The following is a 20424-nucleotide window of genomic DNA, read 5'->3' on the forward strand; positions in this document are numbered from 1 at the left end:
ATATAATATATGGCAAGTAAAGTATATGCAGTTAGAGAAGGAAGAAGAACGGGAATTTTTAATTCTTGGAAGGAATGTGAACAACAAGTTAAAGGATATTCTGGAGCAGAATACAAGAGTTTTAAAACTTTCGATGAAGCAGGAGAGTATTTGAACTATTCTAATGAACTATTATGTGAAAAAGAAGAAGACAATAGCAATAGCACAATAATGACGTATAATGATACAATGATAGCATATGTTGATGGAAGCTATGATGATAGTATAAGGCAGTTTGGTTCGGGTATTGTAATTCTTTTTAATGGTGAGGAGAAAACATTCAGTATAAGAGGAACTGATGAGAGCTTGATAGATATGAGAAATGTTGCAGGAGAAATAAAAGGTGCAGAAAAAGCAATGCAATACGCTGTGGATAATAATGTTAACAGACTCATAATATATTACGATTATGAGGGGATAGAAAAATGGTGTATAAGGGCATGGAGTGCTAGAAAAGAAGGTACTAAAAAATACAGAGATTTTTATGATGAAGTTAGTAAAAAAGTAAATATTCAATTTGTTAAGGTAAAGGCTCATTCAGGAGATAAATATAATGAAGAAGCTGATAAATTGGCAAAGGAATCATTGGGTATGTAAACATAAGCCTGTAAATATTTTTGTGTATTTTAAAGACTTTCCCCCTATTGCTTATATTGTACAAGCAATAGGGGGAAAGTCTAATACTTTACTTTTTTAGGTTCTGTTTTAATGCAGTTGATAATGAATTATTGATATCATTTTTAATTGATTCTATGCTGTTGTTTACTTCAGTAGTAATAGAATTCTTTGTTTTTTGTGTATTAGAATCAATTTCACTATCTATAGCATTTTTTAAGTTTTCATAATATTTTTCTAATTCTTTGTTGGCTCTTGAAATTTCAGAACTTTTATATTTTTCAATATCACTAAATGATTTATTTACCTTATATTTAATATAGTTACTTATTTTCTTTTTGTATGCATTATCTAGATTATTAAGGTCATTTTTAGTGGCATCATCATAATGTGCCTTAATTGAAATAAAGCTTTTTGAAATCAAATCAATAATGTTAGTATCTAGTACTGTTGTTGCATAAACTTGTCCAACTCCTAATAGTAATGAAATAGTTAATAATGCTGAAAATAGTCTTTTTTTCATAATTTTCCTCCTTTGTGTGATATGTTTAATCAGTTATACTTATAAAGTTATAAAATTCGTATTTTTGTTTATAAAATTATACGATTTTAAGAACTTTGCAAGTATATAAAATCTGCATTCTCGTTTAGAGCATCATATAATTATTTTTAGTATGATCAAGCAGCATAATAACATTTTAATAGGTGAGATATAAAAAAACAATGATTTAATGTTGGGTTTAAAACCATAATTGCTACTTCGAGTTAAATAATTCTATAAGATTTATAAGGAAATAATTGTATTTTGTAGTGGTGTTAAAAGAGTAAATGTACTATAATAGCATTGTATACTTGTATTTTGCTTTGTCTCAGAGTCAATTAAGGCAAAGCAAATGTACTATAATAGTTGTATATTGCAGTATAATAAAAGAGTGTAATGAAAATCTGTAATAAAAAAATGATAAAAATATGATTTGCAAATATTATGTGAAAGGATGAATAAAATGAAAGAAGTAACAAATTTTAAAAGCTGTTTAAAGCCAGTTCCAGATGTTTTGGTGTCTTGTAGAGGGCTAAACGGTGAAAATAATGCTTTGGCTGTAGAGTATGCAGGGAATTGTAGCTATGATCCGCCAATGGTAATGGTGGGAATTGTACCATCTAGATATTCATACAATATGATTAAGGAAAGTGGTGTATTTGTAGTTAACTTAGTTAGCGAAGAATTAAGGGAAAAATATGCATATCTTGGGAGTCATAGTAGGCGTGACGAAAACAAATTAGAAGTTATTGATATGAAAGTTGGAGAAGGAGTAAAAGTTAATGCACCAGTACTTTTGGATTGTCCTGTGAGTATTGAATGCAAAGTTGTAGATTCAATATTGACTGGTTCACATGAAATGTTTATAGGAAAAGTAGAATATATACATGCAAAGGATGAATTGATAAAAGAAGATGGCAGCGTAGATTATTCAAAAATAAATTTTCTTAAGTTTAGATAAAATAATACAAAGCAATATAAAGTAATATAATACCAGGGGTGCAAAATTTTGCACCCCTGGGGTGAAGGAGGGAACATATGGGTTTAATTGATTTGCATTGTGATACTATTTGGAGAATATTTGAAAGCAAAACAGATGCAAATTTAACGAGAAATGACTTTCATGTTGATATTGATAAATTGGTAAAAGCAAATTCTTTTGCACAATTTTTTGCTTTGTTTATTGATAGGGAAGAAGTGATAAAAAAAGGGAAAAGTCATGTTGAATATTGCAGTGAAATGCTTGATAGATTTTATACTGAAATAGAAAATAATGATGATAAAATTAGGTTTGCGGGTAATTATGAGCAATACATTGAAAATAGAAATAACAATAAAGTATCAGCATTTCTTACTATTGAAGGTGGAGACGCTTTAGAAGGAAAGTTGTATAATTTAAGAAATTTTTATAGATTAGGTGTGAGGCTCATAACTTTGACATGGAATTATGATAATGAAATAGGTTATCCTAATTGCAACAAAGAGAGTATGGATAGAGGACTTACTGATTTTGGGAAGCAAGTTGTGAAAGAAATGAACAGATTGGGTATGATAGTGGATGTATCTCATTTGTCAGATGGTGGATTTTATGATGTTGCAGCTTTATCAGATAAACCTTTTGTAGCATCACATTCTGATGCACGATTTATTCAAAATCATTTTAGAAATTTAAATGATGATATGATAAAAATACTTTCTGAAAAAGGTGGTGTCATGGGAATTAATTTCTGTACCAGCTTTTTATCAAATAAAGACATCAGTTTAATAGAAGATATTATTAGACATATAAAACATATCAAAAATGTAGGTGGCATTGATGTAATATCGATAGGTTCTGATTTTGATGGTATAGGTGGAAATATTGAGATTAACAATATTGGGGAAATGGAAAAACTGTTTATTTCACTTTCAAAAGCAGGATTTACGGATGATGAAATAGAAAGGATATTGTATAAAAATGCAGAGAGAGTAATAAGAGATTGTTTGAGATAGCATAAACAGAAGCAAAAATATTTAAACCGTTATTGAGTTTAAGAGACTACCACTTCTACAAGTGGGAGATTGAAGCTTTTGCTTTAGCAAAACGAGTTTGCTTGTATAATAGAGTATTATAACATTGATGAATGGTTGATATAGAGGAGAAATTCGTTATGAAGCACAAAATATTAGATTTGCTTAAAGAAAATAAAGAAGAATTTATTTCTGGTCAAAGAATAAGTGAATATTTAGGAGTGAGTCGTGCCGCTATATGGAAATATATAAAAGCATTGAAGGGAGAAGGGTATGAAATTGAGTCTGTTTCTAGAAATGGATACAGATTAATTTCTTGTCCAGACATACTAAATTATGATGAAGTTAAAAATTATTTAAATACAAAATATATTGGAAGAAACATTGAATATTTTGAAACTATAGATTCTACAAATATGAGAGCTAAAGAAATTGCAATGAATGGTGGCAAAGCAAATGGTAGTAAAGTAAATGATAGTAGAATGAATGGCGGCAAAATGAATAGTAGTAATGCAGATAGTAGTAATATAGATGGTAGTAATATAGATGATGTCAAAATAAATAATAGTAATATGAATGATAGCAATATGAATTGTGTAAAAGAGGGAACTGTTATTGTTAGTGAAGAACAAACTTTAGGAAGAGGTAGATTGGGTAGAAAATGGATATCACCTAAATATAAGGGCATTTGGATGTCTATAATTTTAAGACCTAATATTAATCCTGCTAATGTCTCAAAGATTACCCATATAGGAGCAGCTGCGGTAAATAAGGCAATTGAGGATATGGGAGTTAAGACATATATAAAGTGGCCTAATGATATTGTGATAAATGATAAAAAGGTATGTGGAATACTTACCGAGATGAGTGGCGAAATGGATAATATAAACTATGTTGTAATGGGAATTGGTATAAATGTAAACATAGATAAAGAAGAGTTTGATGATGAAATAAAAGAAATTGCAACATCGCTTAAGGTCGCAACAGGAAAAGATATTAATAGAAAGAAATTGATGGCGAGTATACTTAATTATTTTGAAGAATTTTATAATGAGTTTATTGAAAATGGAACAATAAATAAAACTTTAGACATTTGTAGGAAAAATTCAATTGTCTTAGGTAAACAAGTAAGAATAATAAGAAGAGGACAGAGTGAGAATGTAATTGCTCTTCAACTGAATGATGAAGGCGAGTTAATTATAAGACATGAAGATGGTAAAATTGAAAAATTGATATCGGGTGAGATATCAATGCGGTACACCCCAGGGGTGTAAAATTTAACAAAACTTCTTTAAATTTCATATTTAAAGAAGTTTACTTATTTTTAAATATATAATCTGAGAAGTAATCTGAAAAGTAATCGTAGTAGCTTATTTCGAGTTTGTCTTTCTTTAATAGCATTTTTCTTGAAGCTTTATCCTTTATATTTAATTTGAAGAGAACATATTGTGCAAAGAAATATTCAAATAAAAGCCAGCCAGTATGAGTTATGGGAAGTGAATATCGTTTAGCGCCTGCCATTTGATTATAAAGTATACTTCTGCTTTCTATTGGTAATGTTTCATCAAATAGTGCATCTATAAATGTGATTTTTGATTTGTTAAGCAGATGAGCATATGATATTGGGTCTATTTTAAATAATGGATGTATTTCATCACTTGTAAATAATTCTCTTAAAGGCATTTTTTTAACAATAGGGAATTGCTTTGCATATGTTTCAAATAGTTTATCTTTATCGTGCAAATAATAATCGCTTTTGTAGCCGTTTTCAAAGAGTCTTCTAGCAAATTTGGTTGATTTTGATTGATATAGAATTTTTGGAATATGACCTCCAGTTGTCATGAAAATGGTTTCATCTATTCTTTTATCAAATGAAGCTACTATAGAACTCAACATACCTCCTAAACAGTATCCTATTAGACAATTATTTCTGCTCCACAAGTTTTGTTGTTCTAATAGATCTAAAGTTGATTGAATATCTACAATAGCATGTTCCCAAAATTTAAACATAATTTTTACATCAGGCCATATATAGCTTCTTCCACTTACTGAATTGTTTTCAACACGAGTATAGTTGCCTGGAAGTATTAGTATTGAAGAGTTAACCCCTGCAGAAGCTAAATGAGTTCCCATCCAAAGAAAAAATTTTATATTTCTACTGCCAAGTCCGTGAAGTATTAATACCGATGCTCTTTCTTTAGTTTTAGGTTGAAAATTGAAAAGTTGCACAGTTTCAGTCCCAAGGGCGGGTTTATTATATAGAGTTCTAAAACGTATATAATTGCATCTATAGAATTTTCCTTTAACTATATATCCATGTATATAATTTATCTTTTTTTTATTATAAGTAAAATCAATTTTCATAGATTCCTTCCTTAAATAGTGTTATTGTTATGTATTAAGTGAACTTTCTTTCTACTTGCTCATGCTGAAGAGGAGGCTTATTAGTTAAATCTAAGAAGTTTTCCTGCTTCACAGATTTTTAAAAATTGTAGTGTGTGAATTGTAGTGCATTAATTATGGGTATATAATATTATACGTAAATATAATTAATAAGTTGAAATAAATAAAATAAAAAATAATATATTTTGGAGGAATGATTATGGAGGAGAATAAGTATGTTTATGGACCAGTTCCGTCAAGAAGGATGGGTATTTCTTTGGGGATAAGTCCTATAAAAGAGAAGAGTTGCAGTTATTCATGCATATATTGTCAGCTAGGAAGAACTAAAAATATGATGTATGAGAGAGCTGAATTTGTAAATATCAATGATGTTATAAATGAATTTAAAATGTGTTTAAAAGAAAATATTAAATTTGATGTTGTTACAATAGTTGGAGAGGGTGAGCCAACATTATTTTCAAGGCTTGAAGAATTAATTGATGAGGTTAAGAAATTAACTGATAAACCTATAGCTGTAATAACGAATGGTTCATTATTATTTGATGAGTGCGTTAGAAATGCGTTAAAAAAGGCAGACTTGGTTCTTCCATCTCTTGATGCTGGAAATGAAGAAATGTTTATTAAAATTAATAGGCCACATGGAAGGATAAAATTCAAAAATGTAATATATGGATTGAAAAAATTTGCTAATGAATATGATGGACAGTTGTGGATGGAAACTATGATAGTTAAGGGTTTTAATGATAGCGAGAAAGAACTTTTAGATATTAAAAAAATATTAGATAGTATTAAATACGATAGACTTTATGTTAATACACCAGTAAGACCGCCAGCAGAAGAATATGCAAAGGAACCTAGTGATGAAGGACTTGAAAGAGCTTTGAGTATATTAGGTGGTATTTCAATAGATAAACTTGTTTCAAAAGGATTTTATAGCGATACTAAGGATGATTTAGAAGCAATTATTAGTATTATATCAAGGCATCCTATGAATAACTTTGAGATAAAAAGTTTCTTAGAAACAAGGGAATGTGAAAATATAGAAAATATTTTTAGCAAGCTAAATAATGATGCTAGCATAGAGAAAATTGAGTATAAAAATTACACAACGTATAGAATAAAATAATATGTTATTGCGTTTGAAAGAAAATAACAAATCAAATATGCCAGCTTATTTTTGAATATGCTTTGTATTTATCGATTTTACAAGACTCCCACTTCTATAAGTGGGAGATTGAAGCTTTTGCTTCAGGTGGAGTAGAGTCTCCACCTGAAGTTTCGATGTTTTGCTTTAGCAAAATGAGTTGAATTTTTTAAATTTGCCAGTTGATTAGAATGCTAGTGCAAATTTGCGATTTGAATACTTTATGTTTTCAATTTTATACGACTTATACATTATTTATCATGAATAGGATTTTGGCTTACGATTTCAATAGCTTCTGTTATAGCTTTTACTATATCAGTAATACCTTGGCTATTAAGTTGACCATTTAGTTTGCTATAGAGTTCTCCTTTTTCGGTTACAATATATCTTGAACCCAATTTGTTTAGAGCAATTGCTTTCATATCTAATATACATTTTTCACACTTACAAATGTCTGAGTATTTGTCAAGTATTTCATCAAAAAAATAATTCACAGCTTCTTCTGAATAATTCCTTAGTTTATACATCAAACAGCCCCCATTTTGGTAGAGTTTCAAATTATAAAAATAATAGAAAGTATCACATAATTAAATTATAAACTACTAAATGCCATATATTGATGCAATGTATTTTAATAAATACATTGATGTATAATATTTGTAATGTAACTGAATTGGGCATACTATCTATAAAATTTACAAGAATATTAGTCCAAGTGCAATAATTATACCAGAATATAATAAATCAATTAAGCAAAATCCCATTATATCTTTTGCACCAAGTCTAGCTATTCCCAAAGCAGGAAGTGCCCAAAATGGCTGAATCATATTAGTCCAAGCATCACCCCAAGCTATTGCCATAGCTGTTTTTGCAGCGGGTACATGAAGTGCAGCACCAGCAGGCATCATTATAGGAGCTTGAACAGCCCATTGTCCACCGCCAGATGGTACAAAGAAATTAACTATACCTGCACTCAAGAAAGTGAAGAATGGAAAAGTTTTTGTAGTTGAAATATTTACAAAAGCTGAAGACATTGCACCAGCAAGTGAAACATGTGTCACTGGATTAGCACCTATCATCATACCCATTATTCCTGCATAGAATGGAAATTGAAGAATAATACCAGAAGTGCCTTTAGTGGCTTCAGTTATTGCATCTAAGAATTTTCTTGGAGTTCCATGAAGAAGTATTGCTGTAAATAGGAATAAGAAGTTGATAATATTCAAATTCAATTTAAATCCCTTTGTAGCAAAATAATAGAAAATATAAATAAAACCCATTATGCTAACAGCTATAGATATAATAGGGCTATTTTCTAATTTGTCTGCAGGTGTCATTTCTTTTGCTGATATTGTTGCAGCTTGTAAATCGTCATTTAATAAATTTGGATCTATACATACAGTGTCTTCTTTTTTAGCAGGATGCATAGCTCTATTTAAAAGTGGCAGTGTAAATAATAAAATCAAAAGTATTATTATATTAAATCTTGAAAATAAAGTAACGCTTGTTGGTATTGGATTTGTTATTGTACCAGATGTAGCAATGACTATATCTTTTCCACCAGTAGCTAATTTTAAAGGAATTGAACCAGAAAGGCCTGCATGCCATACCAAAAATCCAGAGTATGCAGATGCTATTAACAACCTATAATCTACATTTTTGACTTCTTTAGCTAACTCCTTTGCAAAGATTGCTCCTATTACTAGACCAAATCCCCAATTAATCCAACATGCTATTGTAGATATTAAAGTAACAAACATAATTGCTTGAGTAGGAGTTTTAGGAATTCTAGCTAGTTTCCTTAAACCTCTCTTAAATGAAGGTGCACTTGCTAAGGTGTGACCAGTAACAAGTACTAATGCCATTTGCATTGAAAAAGATAATAGTTTCCAAAATCCAGTATTCCAATGAATAATCATCGCTAAAGGACTTTGATTAGTTACAAAAATACCTGAAATAAAAACTATAAATGTTAAGATTACTGCAAATAAAAATGGATCAGGTAGATATCTCTGAACAAGAGCTACACAGCCATTTGTGAATTTTTTAAACATATTTAACGCCCCCCTAAATACATGAGTCATATGGAAAAAACAACAATCAAGAGTGCTACTCTATTATTTACTGAAGTACTGATGTTTTGCTTTAGCAAAAAGAGTTTATTGAATGCAACTAATAAGGGTTATCGTAAAAGAAGTTTCTATACAATATACTGACATATTAAAATGAAAATCAATCAACATATTGAATTGTTTTTTATTTACAATAACCCCTTTATATTTTATATTCACTTCACTAAAGTTTTAAAATTAATATTTACACTAATTTTAATGTAAAGTGAGTATTGCTTTTAAACTTCCATTTTTTTAATATCATCAGCAATTATAAGTTCTGCATCAGTTGCAGCTTTAACGTCTTCAATACTTACTTCAGGTCCAATTTCTTTTAATACAAGTCCTTTTTCGGTAACTTCTATAACACCCATTTCAGTTATTATTAGATTAACTTGACCAGCAGCTGTTAATGGAAGGGTACATTTTTTTAGTATTTTAGGATTTCCTTTTGCTGTATGAGTCATAGCAATAATAACTTTTTTAGCACCAACAACTAAATCCATTGCACCACCCATGCCAGGAACCATTTTCCCAGGAATCATCCAGTTAGCTAAATTACCTTTTTCATCAACTTGAAGAGCACCAAGGACTGTTGCATCGACATGTCCGCCTCTTATAATACCAAAAGAAGTAGCACTATCAAAGAAAGCTGCACCCGGTTTTACTGTAACGTATTGTCCACCAGCATTTGTAAGATCTTTATCTTCTTTACCTTCTTCAGGAGCAGAACCAAGACCGACAAAACCATTTTCGGATTGAAATGTGATATCAATATCCTTTGGAACATAATTTGCAACCATTGTAGGAAGACCAATACCTAAATTTACAACATCACCATCATGTAATTCTTTAGCTACCCTTTTTGCTATTAGTTCTTTAATTTGGAATTTATCCATATTACTCTTCCCCCTTTACTATATAGTCAACAAAAATTCCAGGAGTCATAACATCATTAGGATTTATTTCTCCAGTTTTAACCAATTTTTCTGCTTCTACAATAACTACATCGGCAGCAGTTGCCATAATAGTATTAAAGTTTCTTGTTGATTTATTATAATAAACGTTTCCCTTTTCATCTACAATAGAACCAAATATTAGAGCAACATCGGCTTTTAAAGGTTTTTCAAGCAAATAATCTTTGCCATCCACAGTAATTTTTTCTTTACCTTCTTCAACAATAGTACCTATACCTGTTGGAGTAAGGAAACCACCTAAACCAGTTCCACCGCATCTAATTCTTTCAGCCAATGTTCCTTGTGGAACTAATTCAACCTCAGCTTCTTTTTCGTTTAATTGTCTTCCTGTTTCAGGGTTGGTTCCTATGTGCGAAACAATCATTTTTTTGAACTGCTTATTAACTACCATTTTTCCAACACCTTTATCAGGGAATGCAGTATCATTACAAATTAATGTTAAATTTTTAACGTTACTTTTTGCAAGTTCATCAATTATTTTATCTGGAGTTCCAACGTCAAGAAACCCACCAACCATTATAGTCATACCGTCTTTGATATGAGATATGGCTTCCTCTAAAGAAATTATTTTGTTCATATTACAACGCCTCCATTTATATTGTAGTAAAATTGTAACAAAACAGATTTACAAATTAATAATTCTATATTTATGAATTAAATCCTTCAAAATTTGAAATAATATTTAAATTCTGTGATGCATATCATGATTAAATCTAAGCTGTTAGTAAATTTTTACTATACAACTTATTTATAAAATAGTTTCTTTAGTACATTTAGTGATGCCTTGCTATTAAAAATACTTTCCATAGAATAGCAATTAAATATAAAACTGGTTTGTTTGCAGATTTATTGATAAAATATTCTTATAAGGCATTTTCGAAAATAGACTAGTGCAGACTTTCTTAATTACATAAACTCAACTTTCGCACATAATCATGCATTTTGATTTTTAAAACCAGCAACTTATGTTTTGCTTGATAGTTGGTTTACTTATCCTAAAACTTTGATAAAAATTTTAGAACTTAATTTTCATACAATAGCTATGGTTAAAGCTATGCTAAAAGTTTTTTATACTTATGGAGGGAAAAATATGAACAGAGCAAATAAAATCAAACAAACATTTAGTTGGAATTTTAGTATGTTGATTTTTGGAAACTCGACATCGTTATTAGGTAGTATTATATTTAATACAATACTTACTTGGTGGTTAATAGAAACGACTAATTCTGCAAAAGCATTAAGTTATATTTCGGCTGTTAGTTTTATACCTATTTTTGCTTTTAATATATTTAATGGAGCTATCATAGATATTTTTAATAGAAAAAAAATATTAGTTTTAACAGATTTATTAAGTTCTTTTATATGTATAGTTACAGGGTATTTAATTTTTAAAGGTATTGTAAATATTCCTTTATTAATAATAGCTAACTTTTTATTATCAACATGTTCTTGTTTGTTTGATCCAACAGTAAGAGCTATTTTACCAGAAATATTAAAAGAAGATTTGATTGCTACTGGAAATTCGATAACTACAACAACTTCTCAGATAATAAAAATTATAGCTCCATTAATAGCTGGATTTTTACTCAATAATTTATCATTTGGTATAGCAGGAGCTTTTTTTATAAATGGTATAAGTTTTTTTTATTTCAGCACTTAGTGAAATTACAATTAAATATAGCTATAGAAAATTAAATTACAAAATTAATTCTAAAGAAATATTTCAAAACATAAAAGAAGGTTTTCAATATTTTATAAATAAAAAATGGTTATTATACCTAGTATTAGGATGTGGTTTCATCAACTTTTTTTCTGGTTCTATAAATATTATTTTACCTCTTTTTGCAAAAAAAATATATTTAGATTCAGGGAGAATATATTTCGAAATATTAACATTTCAAGCTATTGGAAGTTTTTTAGGTGCTTTATCTTTATTAATATTTAAAGAAAAAAATTTTTATAAAAGTTTAATTACTTGTATTTTTATGTATTCAATCTTTTTAATTTTAATACAGCTTATAATTAACAGATATTTCTTAATGTGTGCAATTTTAATTATTTACTATAGCACTAGTAGATTTAGTGTACTATTTTTTACAATAATCCAAACTAGAGTGGAAAGAGATATGTTGGGAAGAGTATTTGCACTAATACCAATATTTTTAAGAATAGTAGTTCCTTTATCAAATATAATTTTTGGACAAATTGCTGATCAATTAATTGAATATGTGTTTATAATATTTGGTGTTGGGATAATGCTTTCTTATTTATTCATATCAAAGATAAAATATAGCTTACAAGAAGAATAAGAGGTAATTCTAGTGTAACTGCGATAGACCGCAAACTCAATTATATTTTTAGCACATTCATAAATCCATAGAATATTATCTTTTTTAAGTTTATTTCTGCAAATTAATAATACTTTATTAAAAGAATTTCTTTTGGGTGGAACCTTTTATAAATTGCTCAATATGCTTTAAAACAGGTTTGGAAAAATACAAAAAGAATCCAAGGCTAAATAAAAACTGGCTTATTGGTGATTTTTGAATATACATTCTATTCTTTGAATCAGTTGGATTATTTCTAATAGTATCTGTCATACCTGGGTATCTTTCGTCTAAATCAGATTCAGAATAAAACTGGTTTGTTTGCAGGTTTATTGATAAAATATTCTTATAAGGCATTTTCGAAAATAGACTAGTGCAGACTTTCTAAATTACATAAATAAAAAAGAAACTAAGTATATTTTCTTTAGGATGTTTTAAAGCTAATATTGATAATTGTGATTTAAGGGAGTGATACTATGAGTATAAGGTTTATATATGGTAGAGCAGGCTGTGGTAAGAGTACATTTTGCATAAATGAAATTAAAAAGAAATTATATAATAACTATAAAATGCACAAAAAAGATGAAACAAAGCGACAATTGATTCTAATAGTCCCAGAGCAACTTACGTTTCAATCTGAAAAAAAGGTTATAAATGCCATAGGAGGTCTTGGAATAAAAAATGTAAGAGTGCTAAGTTTTAAAAGGATGGCTTATACAGTATTTAAAAATGTTGGTGGAATAGCAAAGAGAAGAATGAATTCATCAGGAAAATGTATGCTTATATATAAAATAATGGATGAAGTTAGAGAAGAATTAAAAGTATTTACAAATGTATCGAAAAAGCAGGGATTTGTAGACACAATAGCTGATATTATCACTGAACTAAAAAGATATAATGTAACTCCAGAGTTATTAAATGAAACAAAGCTTAAAATAGAAGAAAACTCCATATTATATGATAAACTTTCAGATATAAGCAAAATATATTCAAAATTTGAAGAGATATTGCATACGGGGTATATTGATTCAGATGATGATTTAACTTTACTTTATGAGAAACTAGATGAATGTACTATATTTGATGATTCTGAAATATGGATTGATGAATTTAATGGTTTTGTACCACAACAGTATGCAATAATAGAAAAATTATTAAAAAAGGCTCACAGGATTAACATAACAATAAATATGAACTTTGAAGATAGCAGAAAGAAGCTCGATGAAAATGATGTGTTTTCTCCAATAAAATATACTGAAAACAGGTTAAGGGATATAGCAATTAATAATGGTATTAGCATTGAAAAAGATGTTATATTAAATGATAGTACCTGTATAAGATTTAGGAGCAACAAAGATTTAGCTTATTTAGAGAAAAATTATTTTGCATTTCCATTCAAACCATACAAAGAAGAAGTTAAAAATATAGGGTTGTTTAAAGCATTAAATGTTTATTCTGAGATAGAAAATGTTGCAGCTGATATTTTAAGATTGTGTAGGGATAAAAATGTGAGATTTAATGAAATCGCTGTAATAAGCAGAAATATAGAAAATTATGAAAAGATAATAAAAGTTGTTTTTGATGAATATGATATACCTTATTTTATTGATAGCAAAAAAGATATAACAGGTAATCCTATAATTGTGCTTATACTGTCTAGTATTGAAGTAATAACAAAAAATTGGTCATATGAATCGGTGTTTAGATATTTAAAAACAGGATTGCTTACTATAGACAAAGATTCTATCGATATGTTTGAAAATTACATACTTGAAACGGGTATTAAGGGAAAGAAAAAATGGACGGATGATGATTTATGGTATAGCAGGATTATTTCGCACTACAATTTAAAAGAATTGATAAATGATGATTATGAAGTAATTCAAAATTTAATTAAAAATGGCTTAGAATGTTTGGATATGGAGCAAACTTGTTCATATGATGAAAAAATATTAAATTTAATTAATGATATATATAAAATAAATAGTGTTAGAGAAAAAGTTGTTACGAATTTAATTGATTTTCAGAAAAAAATAAGAGGAAAGAAAACATCAAAGCATATTACAACTGCTCTTTATGAGTTTTTATGTGATATTAACATGCCTGAAACGATTGAAAATTTGATAGAGCAATTCAAATCTCAAGATGAGCTTCAGCTTGTGAATGAATATGGGCAGATATGGAATGTGGTAATTGAAATTATGGATCAAATAGTTGAAGTCTTAGGTGATGACAAAATGACTCTTGACGAGTATGCAAAGGTACTTTCAATAGGTTTTTCTGAAAATAGAATGGGATTTATACCTACATCGCTTGACCAAGTTACAGTAAGCAGTGTTGAACGTATGAAAAGTCATGATATTAAATATCTGTATCTTATAGGAATTAATGACGGAGTTTTCCCTTCAGTACCTAATGGAGAAGGAATACTTTCAGATGCCGATAGGATTAGATTAAGGGAAGAAAATATGGAACTTGCAAAGGATACAAAGTCTCAAGCATTTGAGGAACAGTTCTTGGTGTATTCGGCACTTACAATAGCAGGTGAATATTTGAGAGTGAGCTATCCAATTGCAGATTTTGAAGGAAAGGCACTCAGACCTTCCATTATAATATCTAGATTGAAAGCGTTATTTCCTAAACTCATAGAAAAAAGTGATATTATTGATTTGAATGATAGTGAAGCCACAGAGCTCATATGCAGTAAGACACCTGCGTTTAATAAACTTATAGCTCAATTACATGAATATAAACAAAATAAATCTATAAATTCCCTTTGGATTTCTGTATATAATTGGTTTAATAAGAGTGATGAATGGAAAGATACATTAAATAAAATGCTGTATGGTTTTAAATATACAAATCAAGTTAATAAATTGCCAAAGGAAAAAGTGGAGAAATTATATGGGGGTAACAAATATTTTAGTATTTCAAGATTAGAAAAATATAATGAATGTCCTTTTGGATATTTTGTAAGATATGGATTAAACGCTAAAGATAGAAAAATTTTTAACCTTTCTCCACCGGATATAGGAACATTTATGCACAATGTTATCGATAAATTTTCAAAAACTGTGGATAATAATAAACTTCATTGGAGAGAACTTGATGAAGAATGGTGCAGAAAAATTATTGAGCAAAAAGTAGAGGAATGTATCAATGAGTCTAAGGGAAGTGTTTTCTCAAATTCACCTAAATATAGGTATTTTGCAGAAAGATTAAAGAATGTACTGTCTAGAACTGTATGGCTTATTGTAGAGCACATGAAAAGAACAGGATTTGAACCTATGGGATATGAAATTGAATTTGGAAATGAAAGAGAAGGTTATCCACCTATAGAAGTAGAATTATCCACAGGTGAAAAAATAAAATTAATTGGAAAGATTGATAGAGTTGATAAGCTAATATTTGGTGATGAACAATATTTTAGAATTATAGATTATAAATCAGGTAAAAAAGATTTTAAATTATCTGATGTTTATTATGGACTTCAAATGCAGCTTTTAACATATTTAGATGCTATATTAACTAATGAGAGTGAAGTAAATGAATATCCTATATTTCCAGCAGGAGTGCTATATTTCAAAATAGATGATCCCATGATAAAGACATCAAAAAAGATGACTAAAGAGGAAATAGAAAGAGAAATAATGAAAGCCCTAAAAATGGATGGATTAGTTCTTAGTGATACTGAAATAATTAGGGAAATGGATAGGGAGATTGAAGGTGCATCTCTTATAATTCCTGCTTACTTAAAAAAGGATGGAACGCTTGGAAGTAAATCTCATGTAGCAACTAAAGAGCAGTTTGAAGATTTGAGGTATCATATCAGAAAAAAATTAGTTGATTCATGCGAAGAAATGCTTGAAGGAAATATCGAAATAAGACCATATAAAAACAAGGACAAAAGTCCTTGCAGTTATTGTATATATTCTTCAATATGTGAATTTGATTCACTTATGAAAGATAATAATTATAAAATCATAAGAGATAAAAAGGACGAAGAAGTATGGAAACTTATAGAGCAAGAAAGAATTAATGAAAAAGGAATTAATGAAGATAGAATAAATAAAAAAAGAATAAATGAAGATGGAATAAATGAAGGGGATGGTGATACCAATGGCAGATGTTAAATGGACAAAAGAGCAAAAAGCAGCAATTGATACGCATGATTGTAATTTACTTGTTGCAGCAGCTGCTGGTTCGGGTAAAACAGCTGTTTTGGTTGAAAGAATAATAAATATGATAACAAATAAAGAAAACCCTATCGATATAGACAAGTTGCTAGTGGTTACTTTTACAAATGCTGCTGCATCGGAAATGCGAGAAAGAATAGCAGAGGCTATTTCAAAAGAAATCCACAAAACCATTGAGCCTTCACCATTTCTCCAAAGGCAGTTAACTCTTTTAAATAAAGCGAGCATAACAACAATACATTCATTTTGTCTTGAAGTAATAAGGAATAATTTTCATATGATTGATTTAGACCCTGGCTTTAGAATAGCAGATGATACCGAAATAATTTTAATAAAGCAGGAAGTCATAGATGAAATTTTTGATGAAAAGTATTTGCAGATAGAAAATGCTAGTAGTAAGGATAATGTAAATGAAGAGTATATTGAAGAAGAGTATATTGAAGAAGAGTATAATGAAGAAAAAACTAATGAAGAAGAGCATAATGAAGAGAAATATAATGAAGATAAAGCAGAATCAGTAGCATGCCCAGTAAATGAATTTTTAAGGCTGATTGAGTGTTATTGTAACAATAAAGATGATATTATGCTCAAAAATATGGTTTTAAACTTATACAATTTTTCGGTGAGTATGCCTAATCCTGAAAAATGGCTCAAAGAAAAAGTAGAAGAGTTAAATTTTGAAAAGGATGATTTTGAAAGTTTAAAATGGGTTGATATCATTAAAAGGGATATCAATATTGAACTACAAGGACTTGAAAATATTATGGAAAGGGCAGTACGTATAATAAATAATACGCCTGAACTCGAACCATATTCTAAGAACTTTAATGACGAATATTTAGCAATAAATGATGCTGTAAAAGCATGTAATAAATCATGGAAAGACATGATAGAAGCAATAAATGAAATCAAATTTGGAAGGTTGAAGTCTATAAGAAAATGCAATGATACTGCTATAAAAGAAAAAGTTCAGAATATGAGAAAAAATGTATCTGAAAAGATTAAAGAAATTAAAAAGCTGTTGGAAAACTTAATAAGTGAGGATTCAATAGAAGATATACATTATATGTATTATATTGTAAAATCACTAGTAAAACTTGTTATGGAATTTAAAACAAGATTTGCTTTGAAAAAGAGAGAAAGAGGTATTGTTGACTTTAATGATTTTGAGCATTTTTGTCTTGATATTTTAATAAAGAAAGATGAAAATGGTAGAAATATGGTTGATGATATGGGAAGATATGTTCCATCAGAAGTGGCAGAAAAACTCAGAAATAAGTATGAAGAAATATTAATTGATGAGTATCAAGATTCAAATATGATTCAAGAAGAAATATTAAATATAATATCAAAAGAAAGAATAGGATTCCCTAATATATTCATGGTAGGAGATGTTAAGCAAAGTATATATAGATTCAGACAAGCAAAACCAGAATTGTTTTTAAGTAAGTACAATACTTATTCAGAGAAAATTGGTGAAAAATATAGAAAAATAATGTTGTTTAAAAATTTCAGAAGCAGAAAACAAGTTGTTGATGCTGTAAACTTTATTTTTGAACAAATAATGTCAGAAAATGTAGGAGAACTTGAATATGATGAAAAAGAGGCATTAAATTACGGCGCTGATTATAGTGAAGAAGATATAAAGGGAATTACAGGCGGTGATGTAGAAATCCATCTAATTCAAAATGAAAATATAGAGGAATTTGAAAAAGAGAATAATGATGATGAGCCTATGACAAATATACAACTGGAAGCTGAAATAGTAAGCAAAAGAATTAAGGAATTTATAGAAGGTAAAGAAGAAAGCAAGAAAAGCAATGAAAACAGTGTATTTAATGTTTTTGATAAGAAGTCTAAGAAATATAGACCGGTTGAATATAGAGATATAGTAATACTTTTAAGGAGTACATCAAAATGGGCACCTGTATTTGTTGAAGCATTAAAGAATAATGATATTCCAGTTTATGCAGATGTCGGAACAGGGTATTTTGATACAGTAGAGATAAAAACAATTATGTCTTTGCTTCAGATAATTGATAATCCAAGGCAGGATATACCTTTACTTGCAGTTATGAGGTCACCAATAGGTGGATTTACTCCAGAGGAATTGATTGATATTAGAGTTGTAGATAAAGAGATTCCATTTTATGAAGCTATTTTAAAGACAATTGAAAATACTCATTTAAAAATTGATGACAATATTAGAAAAAAACTACTTGATTTTACAAATAAGCTTGAGGAATGGAGAGAAAAATCGCATAATATGCCTATTGATGAATTTATATGGTATCTCTATAAGGATACAGGATACTATGGATTTGTTGGTGCAATGAATGCAGGGATTCAAAGACAAGCAAATTTAAGGATATTATTTCAAAGAGCAAGACAATATGAACAAACAAGTTATAGGGGATTGTTTAACTTTATTAATTTTATAAATAAATTAAGAAAAAGCAGTGGAGATATGGGAAGTGCAAAGATTTTAGGAGAAAATGAAAATGTAGTTAGAATAATGAGTATTCATAAAAGTAAAGGTCTTGAATTTCCAATAGTATTTGTTTCTGGTATGGGTAAAAAGTTTAATCTTCAAGATTTAACAAAAAAATTACTACTTCACCACGAGCTAGGTTTTGGACCTGAATATATTGATGTTAAAAGAAGGATAACATATTCTACTGTAGTTAAAGAAGCTCTCAAAAAGAAAATTTTAAAGGAAAGCCTTTCAGAAGAGATGAGAATACTCTATGTTGCATTTACAAGAGCTAGGGAAAAGCTAATCATGACAGGCTCTATTAAGAATATTGAGGATTATTGCAAAAAATATAGCAGTGCTATTGATAATGATGGTATAAAATTGCTAGAATATGATGTTTCTAAAGCGAGAACATATTTTGACTGGATTATACCTGCTGTAATGAGACATAAGAACGGATTTAAACTAAGGGAAGCAGCAGGAATTTCTACTAGTAATGAAGATGATTCTTTACTAAATTTGATTGAGGATGAATCAAAGTGGGAAATAAAATTTTGGGATAGGAGCAGCACTGGTTTGAAGACAGAAGGAGAGGAAATTATAGATGAAAAGGATTTAATAGAGTACATTGAACATTATTTACATGAATATGAAAAAGAAATAACTAAATACGATAAGTTTATCGAAAACAGATTAGGGTTTGAATATAGATTTAGAAAATCGTGTGAATTGCCAACTGTAATTACAGTTACAGAATTGAAAAAAAGAATGAATTCAGAGTCTGATGTTGAAAATGGGGGACATTTATATATGTTTCCACTTAATAAGAAACCTCAATTTTTAGAAGAGACGAAAGGACTTACGGCAGTTGAAAAGGGAACTGCTATGCATGCTGCTTTGCAGTATTTAAATATTGAAGAAGAATTAGATTACAATAACATCAAAAAACAGATAAATAGTATGGTTATAAGAGAATTATTAACACCAGAACAGGGGGAATCGGTTAATATAAATAAGATAGTCAAATTTTTCAAATCTAAGTTAGGTACTAGGATGATAGAAGCAAATAAAAGAGGAAAACTTTATAGAGAGGTTCCATTTCATATATCGATTAGCAGTACGGAGTTAGAAAAAGAATTACCTAAAGAAATATATGAACATGAAAAAATATTACTTCAAGGTATAATAGACTGTTATTTTGAAGAAGAAGGTAAACTAATACTTGTGGATTATAAAACAGATTATGTTGATGATTTAGATAAGATTGTGGATAAGTATAATGTGCAATTGCAATACTATGCTAGAGCATTAAATGAAATTAGCGGTATGAAAGTTAGCGAAATATATTTGTATTTATTTTGGAAAGATAAACAGGTTAAAGTTAAATAAAGGCTTAACATATGTAAATTCTTAGGTAAAATAAGAGCTACTTTAGTGATGGTATTATATAAACATATGTATTGCATAAACAAGACTATGGGACGCTTTACCGTTCACGTAAAGAGTATTGTATAAACATATGTACTGCATAAACTATAACTGAACCAAATAATAATTAAAAACCTGTCCATTAGTGAAGGCTTTC

Annotated in this window: 16 protein-coding genes; 9 read left to right on the forward strand and 7 right to left on the reverse strand. The window is 28.9% G+C overall.

Going from position 1 to position 20424, the window contains the following annotated elements; all coding sequences use genetic code 11:
• The first annotated feature begins 9 nt into the window (after window positions 1-9).
• Window positions 10-636 carry a ribonuclease H1 domain-containing protein gene (locus CLTEP_RS09110; RefSeq protein WP_066825767.1) on the forward strand — a complete coding sequence of 209 codons (627 nt, stop codon included), beginning with the start codon at window positions 10-12 and terminating at the stop codon, window positions 634-636.
• 88 nt (window positions 637-724) lie between these two features.
• On the opposite strand, the gene CLTEP_RS09115 is transcribed toward CLTEP_RS09110, so the two are convergent.
• Window positions 725-1177, reverse strand: coding sequence for a hypothetical protein (locus tag CLTEP_RS09115; RefSeq protein WP_066825770.1), 453 nt, complete (start codon window positions 1175-1177; stop codon window positions 725-727).
• 481 nt (window positions 1178-1658) lie between these two features.
• Between CLTEP_RS09115 and CLTEP_RS09120 the strand changes: the two genes are divergently transcribed.
• The 3 genes from CLTEP_RS09120 to CLTEP_RS09130 all read left to right on the forward strand — a co-directional run bounded on the left by CLTEP_RS09120 (window position 1659) and on the right by CLTEP_RS09130 (window position 4479).
• Entirely contained in the window at window positions 1659-2156 is a 498-nt protein-coding gene (locus CLTEP_RS09120; protein ID WP_341372120.1) for a flavin reductase family protein, read from the forward strand.
• A 77-nt stretch (window positions 2157-2233) separates the two neighbouring features.
• The gene (locus tag CLTEP_RS09125; protein ID WP_066825776.1) at window positions 2234-3187 is read left to right on the forward strand and encodes a dipeptidase; all 954 of its coding nucleotides are present in this window, start codon (window positions 2234-2236) and stop codon (window positions 3185-3187) included.
• A gap of 158 nt (window positions 3188-3345) precedes the next feature.
• A complete protein-coding gene (locus CLTEP_RS09130; protein WP_066825786.1) occupies window positions 3346-4479 on the forward strand; it encodes a biotin--[acetyl-CoA-carboxylase] ligase in 1134 nt (377 codons plus the stop codon).
• A gap of 40 nt (window positions 4480-4519) precedes the next feature.
• On the opposite strand, the gene CLTEP_RS09135 is transcribed toward CLTEP_RS09130, so the two are convergent.
• Entirely contained in the window at window positions 4520-5569 is a 1050-nt protein-coding gene (locus tag CLTEP_RS09135) for an alpha/beta fold hydrolase (RefSeq protein WP_066825789.1), read from the reverse strand.
• A gap of 238 nt (window positions 5570-5807) precedes the next feature.
• Here CLTEP_RS09135 and CLTEP_RS09140 point away from each other — a divergent pair, with 238 nt between their 5' ends.
• Window positions 5808-6734: a radical SAM protein gene (locus CLTEP_RS09140; protein WP_066825792.1), complete on the forward strand. Its 927-nt coding sequence runs from the start codon at window positions 5808-5810 to the stop codon at window positions 6732-6734.
• 269 nt (window positions 6735-7003) lie between these two features.
• Here the strand turns inward: CLTEP_RS09140 and CLTEP_RS09145 are convergent, their stop codons facing one another.
• From CLTEP_RS09145 to atoD, 4 genes are all read right to left on the reverse strand, one after another.
• Window positions 7004-7279 carry a late competence development ComFB family protein gene (locus CLTEP_RS09145; protein WP_066825794.1) on the reverse strand — a complete coding sequence of 92 codons (276 nt, stop codon included), beginning with the start codon at window positions 7277-7279 and terminating at the stop codon, window positions 7004-7006.
• Between the two features lie 168 nt (window positions 7280-7447).
• Window positions 7448-8806, reverse strand: a complete 1359-nt coding sequence (locus CLTEP_RS09150; protein ID WP_066825796.1) for a short-chain fatty acid transporter — start codon at window positions 8804-8806, stop codon at window positions 7448-7450.
• Window positions 8807-9102: 296 nt separating this feature from the next.
• A complete protein-coding gene (locus CLTEP_RS09155; RefSeq protein WP_066825799.1) occupies window positions 9103-9762 on the reverse strand; it encodes a 3-oxoacid CoA-transferase subunit B in 660 nt (219 codons plus the stop codon).
• 1 nt (window position 9763) lies between these two features.
• Window positions 9764-10417, reverse strand: coding sequence for an acetate CoA-transferase subunit alpha (gene atoD / locus CLTEP_RS09160; RefSeq protein ID WP_066825802.1), 654 nt, complete (start codon window positions 10415-10417; stop codon window positions 9764-9766).
• A gap of 513 nt (window positions 10418-10930) precedes the next feature.
• On the opposite strand from atoD, the gene CLTEP_RS09165 reads away from it, so the two are divergent.
• Together CLTEP_RS09165 and CLTEP_RS09170 are read left to right on the forward strand one after the other, a co-directional pair.
• The gene (locus tag CLTEP_RS09165; protein WP_066825805.1) at window positions 10931-11500 is read left to right on the forward strand and encodes an MFS transporter; all 570 of its coding nucleotides are present in this window, start codon (window positions 10931-10933) and stop codon (window positions 11498-11500) included.
• Window positions 11501-11966: 466 nt separating this feature from the next.
• Window positions 11967-12149, forward strand: coding sequence for a hypothetical protein (locus tag CLTEP_RS09170; protein WP_066825808.1), 183 nt, complete (start codon window positions 11967-11969; stop codon window positions 12147-12149).
• A gap of 117 nt (window positions 12150-12266) precedes the next feature.
• On the opposite strand, the gene CLTEP_RS14885 is transcribed toward CLTEP_RS09170, so the two are convergent.
• A complete protein-coding gene (locus CLTEP_RS14885) occupies window positions 12267-12440 on the reverse strand; it encodes a hypothetical protein (RefSeq protein ID WP_161938366.1) in 174 nt (57 codons plus the stop codon).
• A gap of 203 nt (window positions 12441-12643) precedes the next feature.
• Here CLTEP_RS14885 and addB point away from each other — a divergent pair, with 203 nt between their 5' ends.
• Window positions 12644-16300, forward strand: a complete 3657-nt coding sequence (addB, locus tag CLTEP_RS09175; RefSeq protein ID WP_066825811.1) for a helicase-exonuclease AddAB subunit AddB — start codon at window positions 12644-12646, stop codon at window positions 16298-16300.
• Window positions 16281-20228, forward strand: a complete 3948-nt coding sequence (addA, locus tag CLTEP_RS09180) for a helicase-exonuclease AddAB subunit AddA (RefSeq protein WP_423230733.1) — start codon at window positions 16281-16283, stop codon at window positions 20226-20228. Before addB ends, addA begins: the two co-directional genes overlap by 20 nt.
• Window positions 20229-20424 lie beyond the last annotated feature (196 nt).

The sequence above is a fragment of the Clostridium tepidiprofundi DSM 19306 genome, assembly GCF_001594005.1.
GTDB classification, from domain to species: Bacteria; Bacillota; Clostridia; order Clostridiales; family Clostridiaceae; genus Clostridium_AC; species Clostridium_AC tepidiprofundi.

Excerpts from the sequence above, each read along its gene's own strand:
- CLTEP_RS09110 (WP_066825767.1), top strand. The coding sequence starts at position 10 with ATGGCAAGTAAAGTATATGCAGTTAGAGAAGGAAGAAGAACGGGAATT.
- CLTEP_RS14885 (WP_161938366.1), bottom strand. The coding sequence starts at position 12,440 with ATGACAGATACTATTAGAAATAATCCAACTGATTCAAAGAATAGAATG.
- CLTEP_RS09150 (WP_066825796.1), bottom strand. The coding sequence starts at position 8,806 with ATGTTTAAAAAATTCACAAATGGCTGTGTAGCTCTTGTTCAGAGATAT.
- CLTEP_RS09130 (WP_066825786.1), top strand. The coding sequence starts at position 3,346 with ATGAAGCACAAAATATTAGATTTGCTTAAAGAAAATAAAGAAGAATTT.
- CLTEP_RS09140 (WP_066825792.1), top strand. The coding sequence starts at position 5,808 with ATGGAGGAGAATAAGTATGTTTATGGACCAGTTCCGTCAAGAAGGATG.
- CLTEP_RS09155 (WP_066825799.1), bottom strand. The coding sequence starts at position 9,762 with ATGGATAAATTCCAAATTAAAGAACTAATAGCAAAAAGGGTAGCTAAA.
- CLTEP_RS09165 (WP_066825805.1), top strand. The coding sequence starts at position 10,931 with ATGAACAGAGCAAATAAAATCAAACAAACATTTAGTTGGAATTTTAGT.
- CLTEP_RS09170 (WP_066825808.1), top strand. The coding sequence starts at position 11,967 with ATGTTGGGAAGAGTATTTGCACTAATACCAATATTTTTAAGAATAGTA.
- CLTEP_RS09115 (WP_066825770.1), bottom strand. The coding sequence starts at position 1,177 with ATGAAAAAAAGACTATTTTCAGCATTATTAACTATTTCATTACTATTA.
- atoD (WP_066825802.1), bottom strand. The coding sequence starts at position 10,417 with ATGAACAAAATAATTTCTTTAGAGGAAGCCATATCTCATATCAAAGAC.
- CLTEP_RS09135 (WP_066825789.1), bottom strand. The coding sequence starts at position 5,569 with ATGAAAATTGATTTTACTTATAATAAAAAAAAGATAAATTATATACAT.
- CLTEP_RS09125 (WP_066825776.1), top strand. The coding sequence starts at position 2,234 with ATGGGTTTAATTGATTTGCATTGTGATACTATTTGGAGAATATTTGAA.
- addB (WP_066825811.1), top strand. The coding sequence starts at position 12,644 with ATGAGTATAAGGTTTATATATGGTAGAGCAGGCTGTGGTAAGAGTACA.
- CLTEP_RS09120 (WP_341372120.1), top strand. The coding sequence starts at position 1,659 with ATGAAAGAAGTAACAAATTTTAAAAGCTGTTTAAAGCCAGTTCCAGAT.
- CLTEP_RS09145 (WP_066825794.1), bottom strand. The coding sequence starts at position 7,279 with ATGTATAAACTAAGGAATTATTCAGAAGAAGCTGTGAATTATTTTTTT.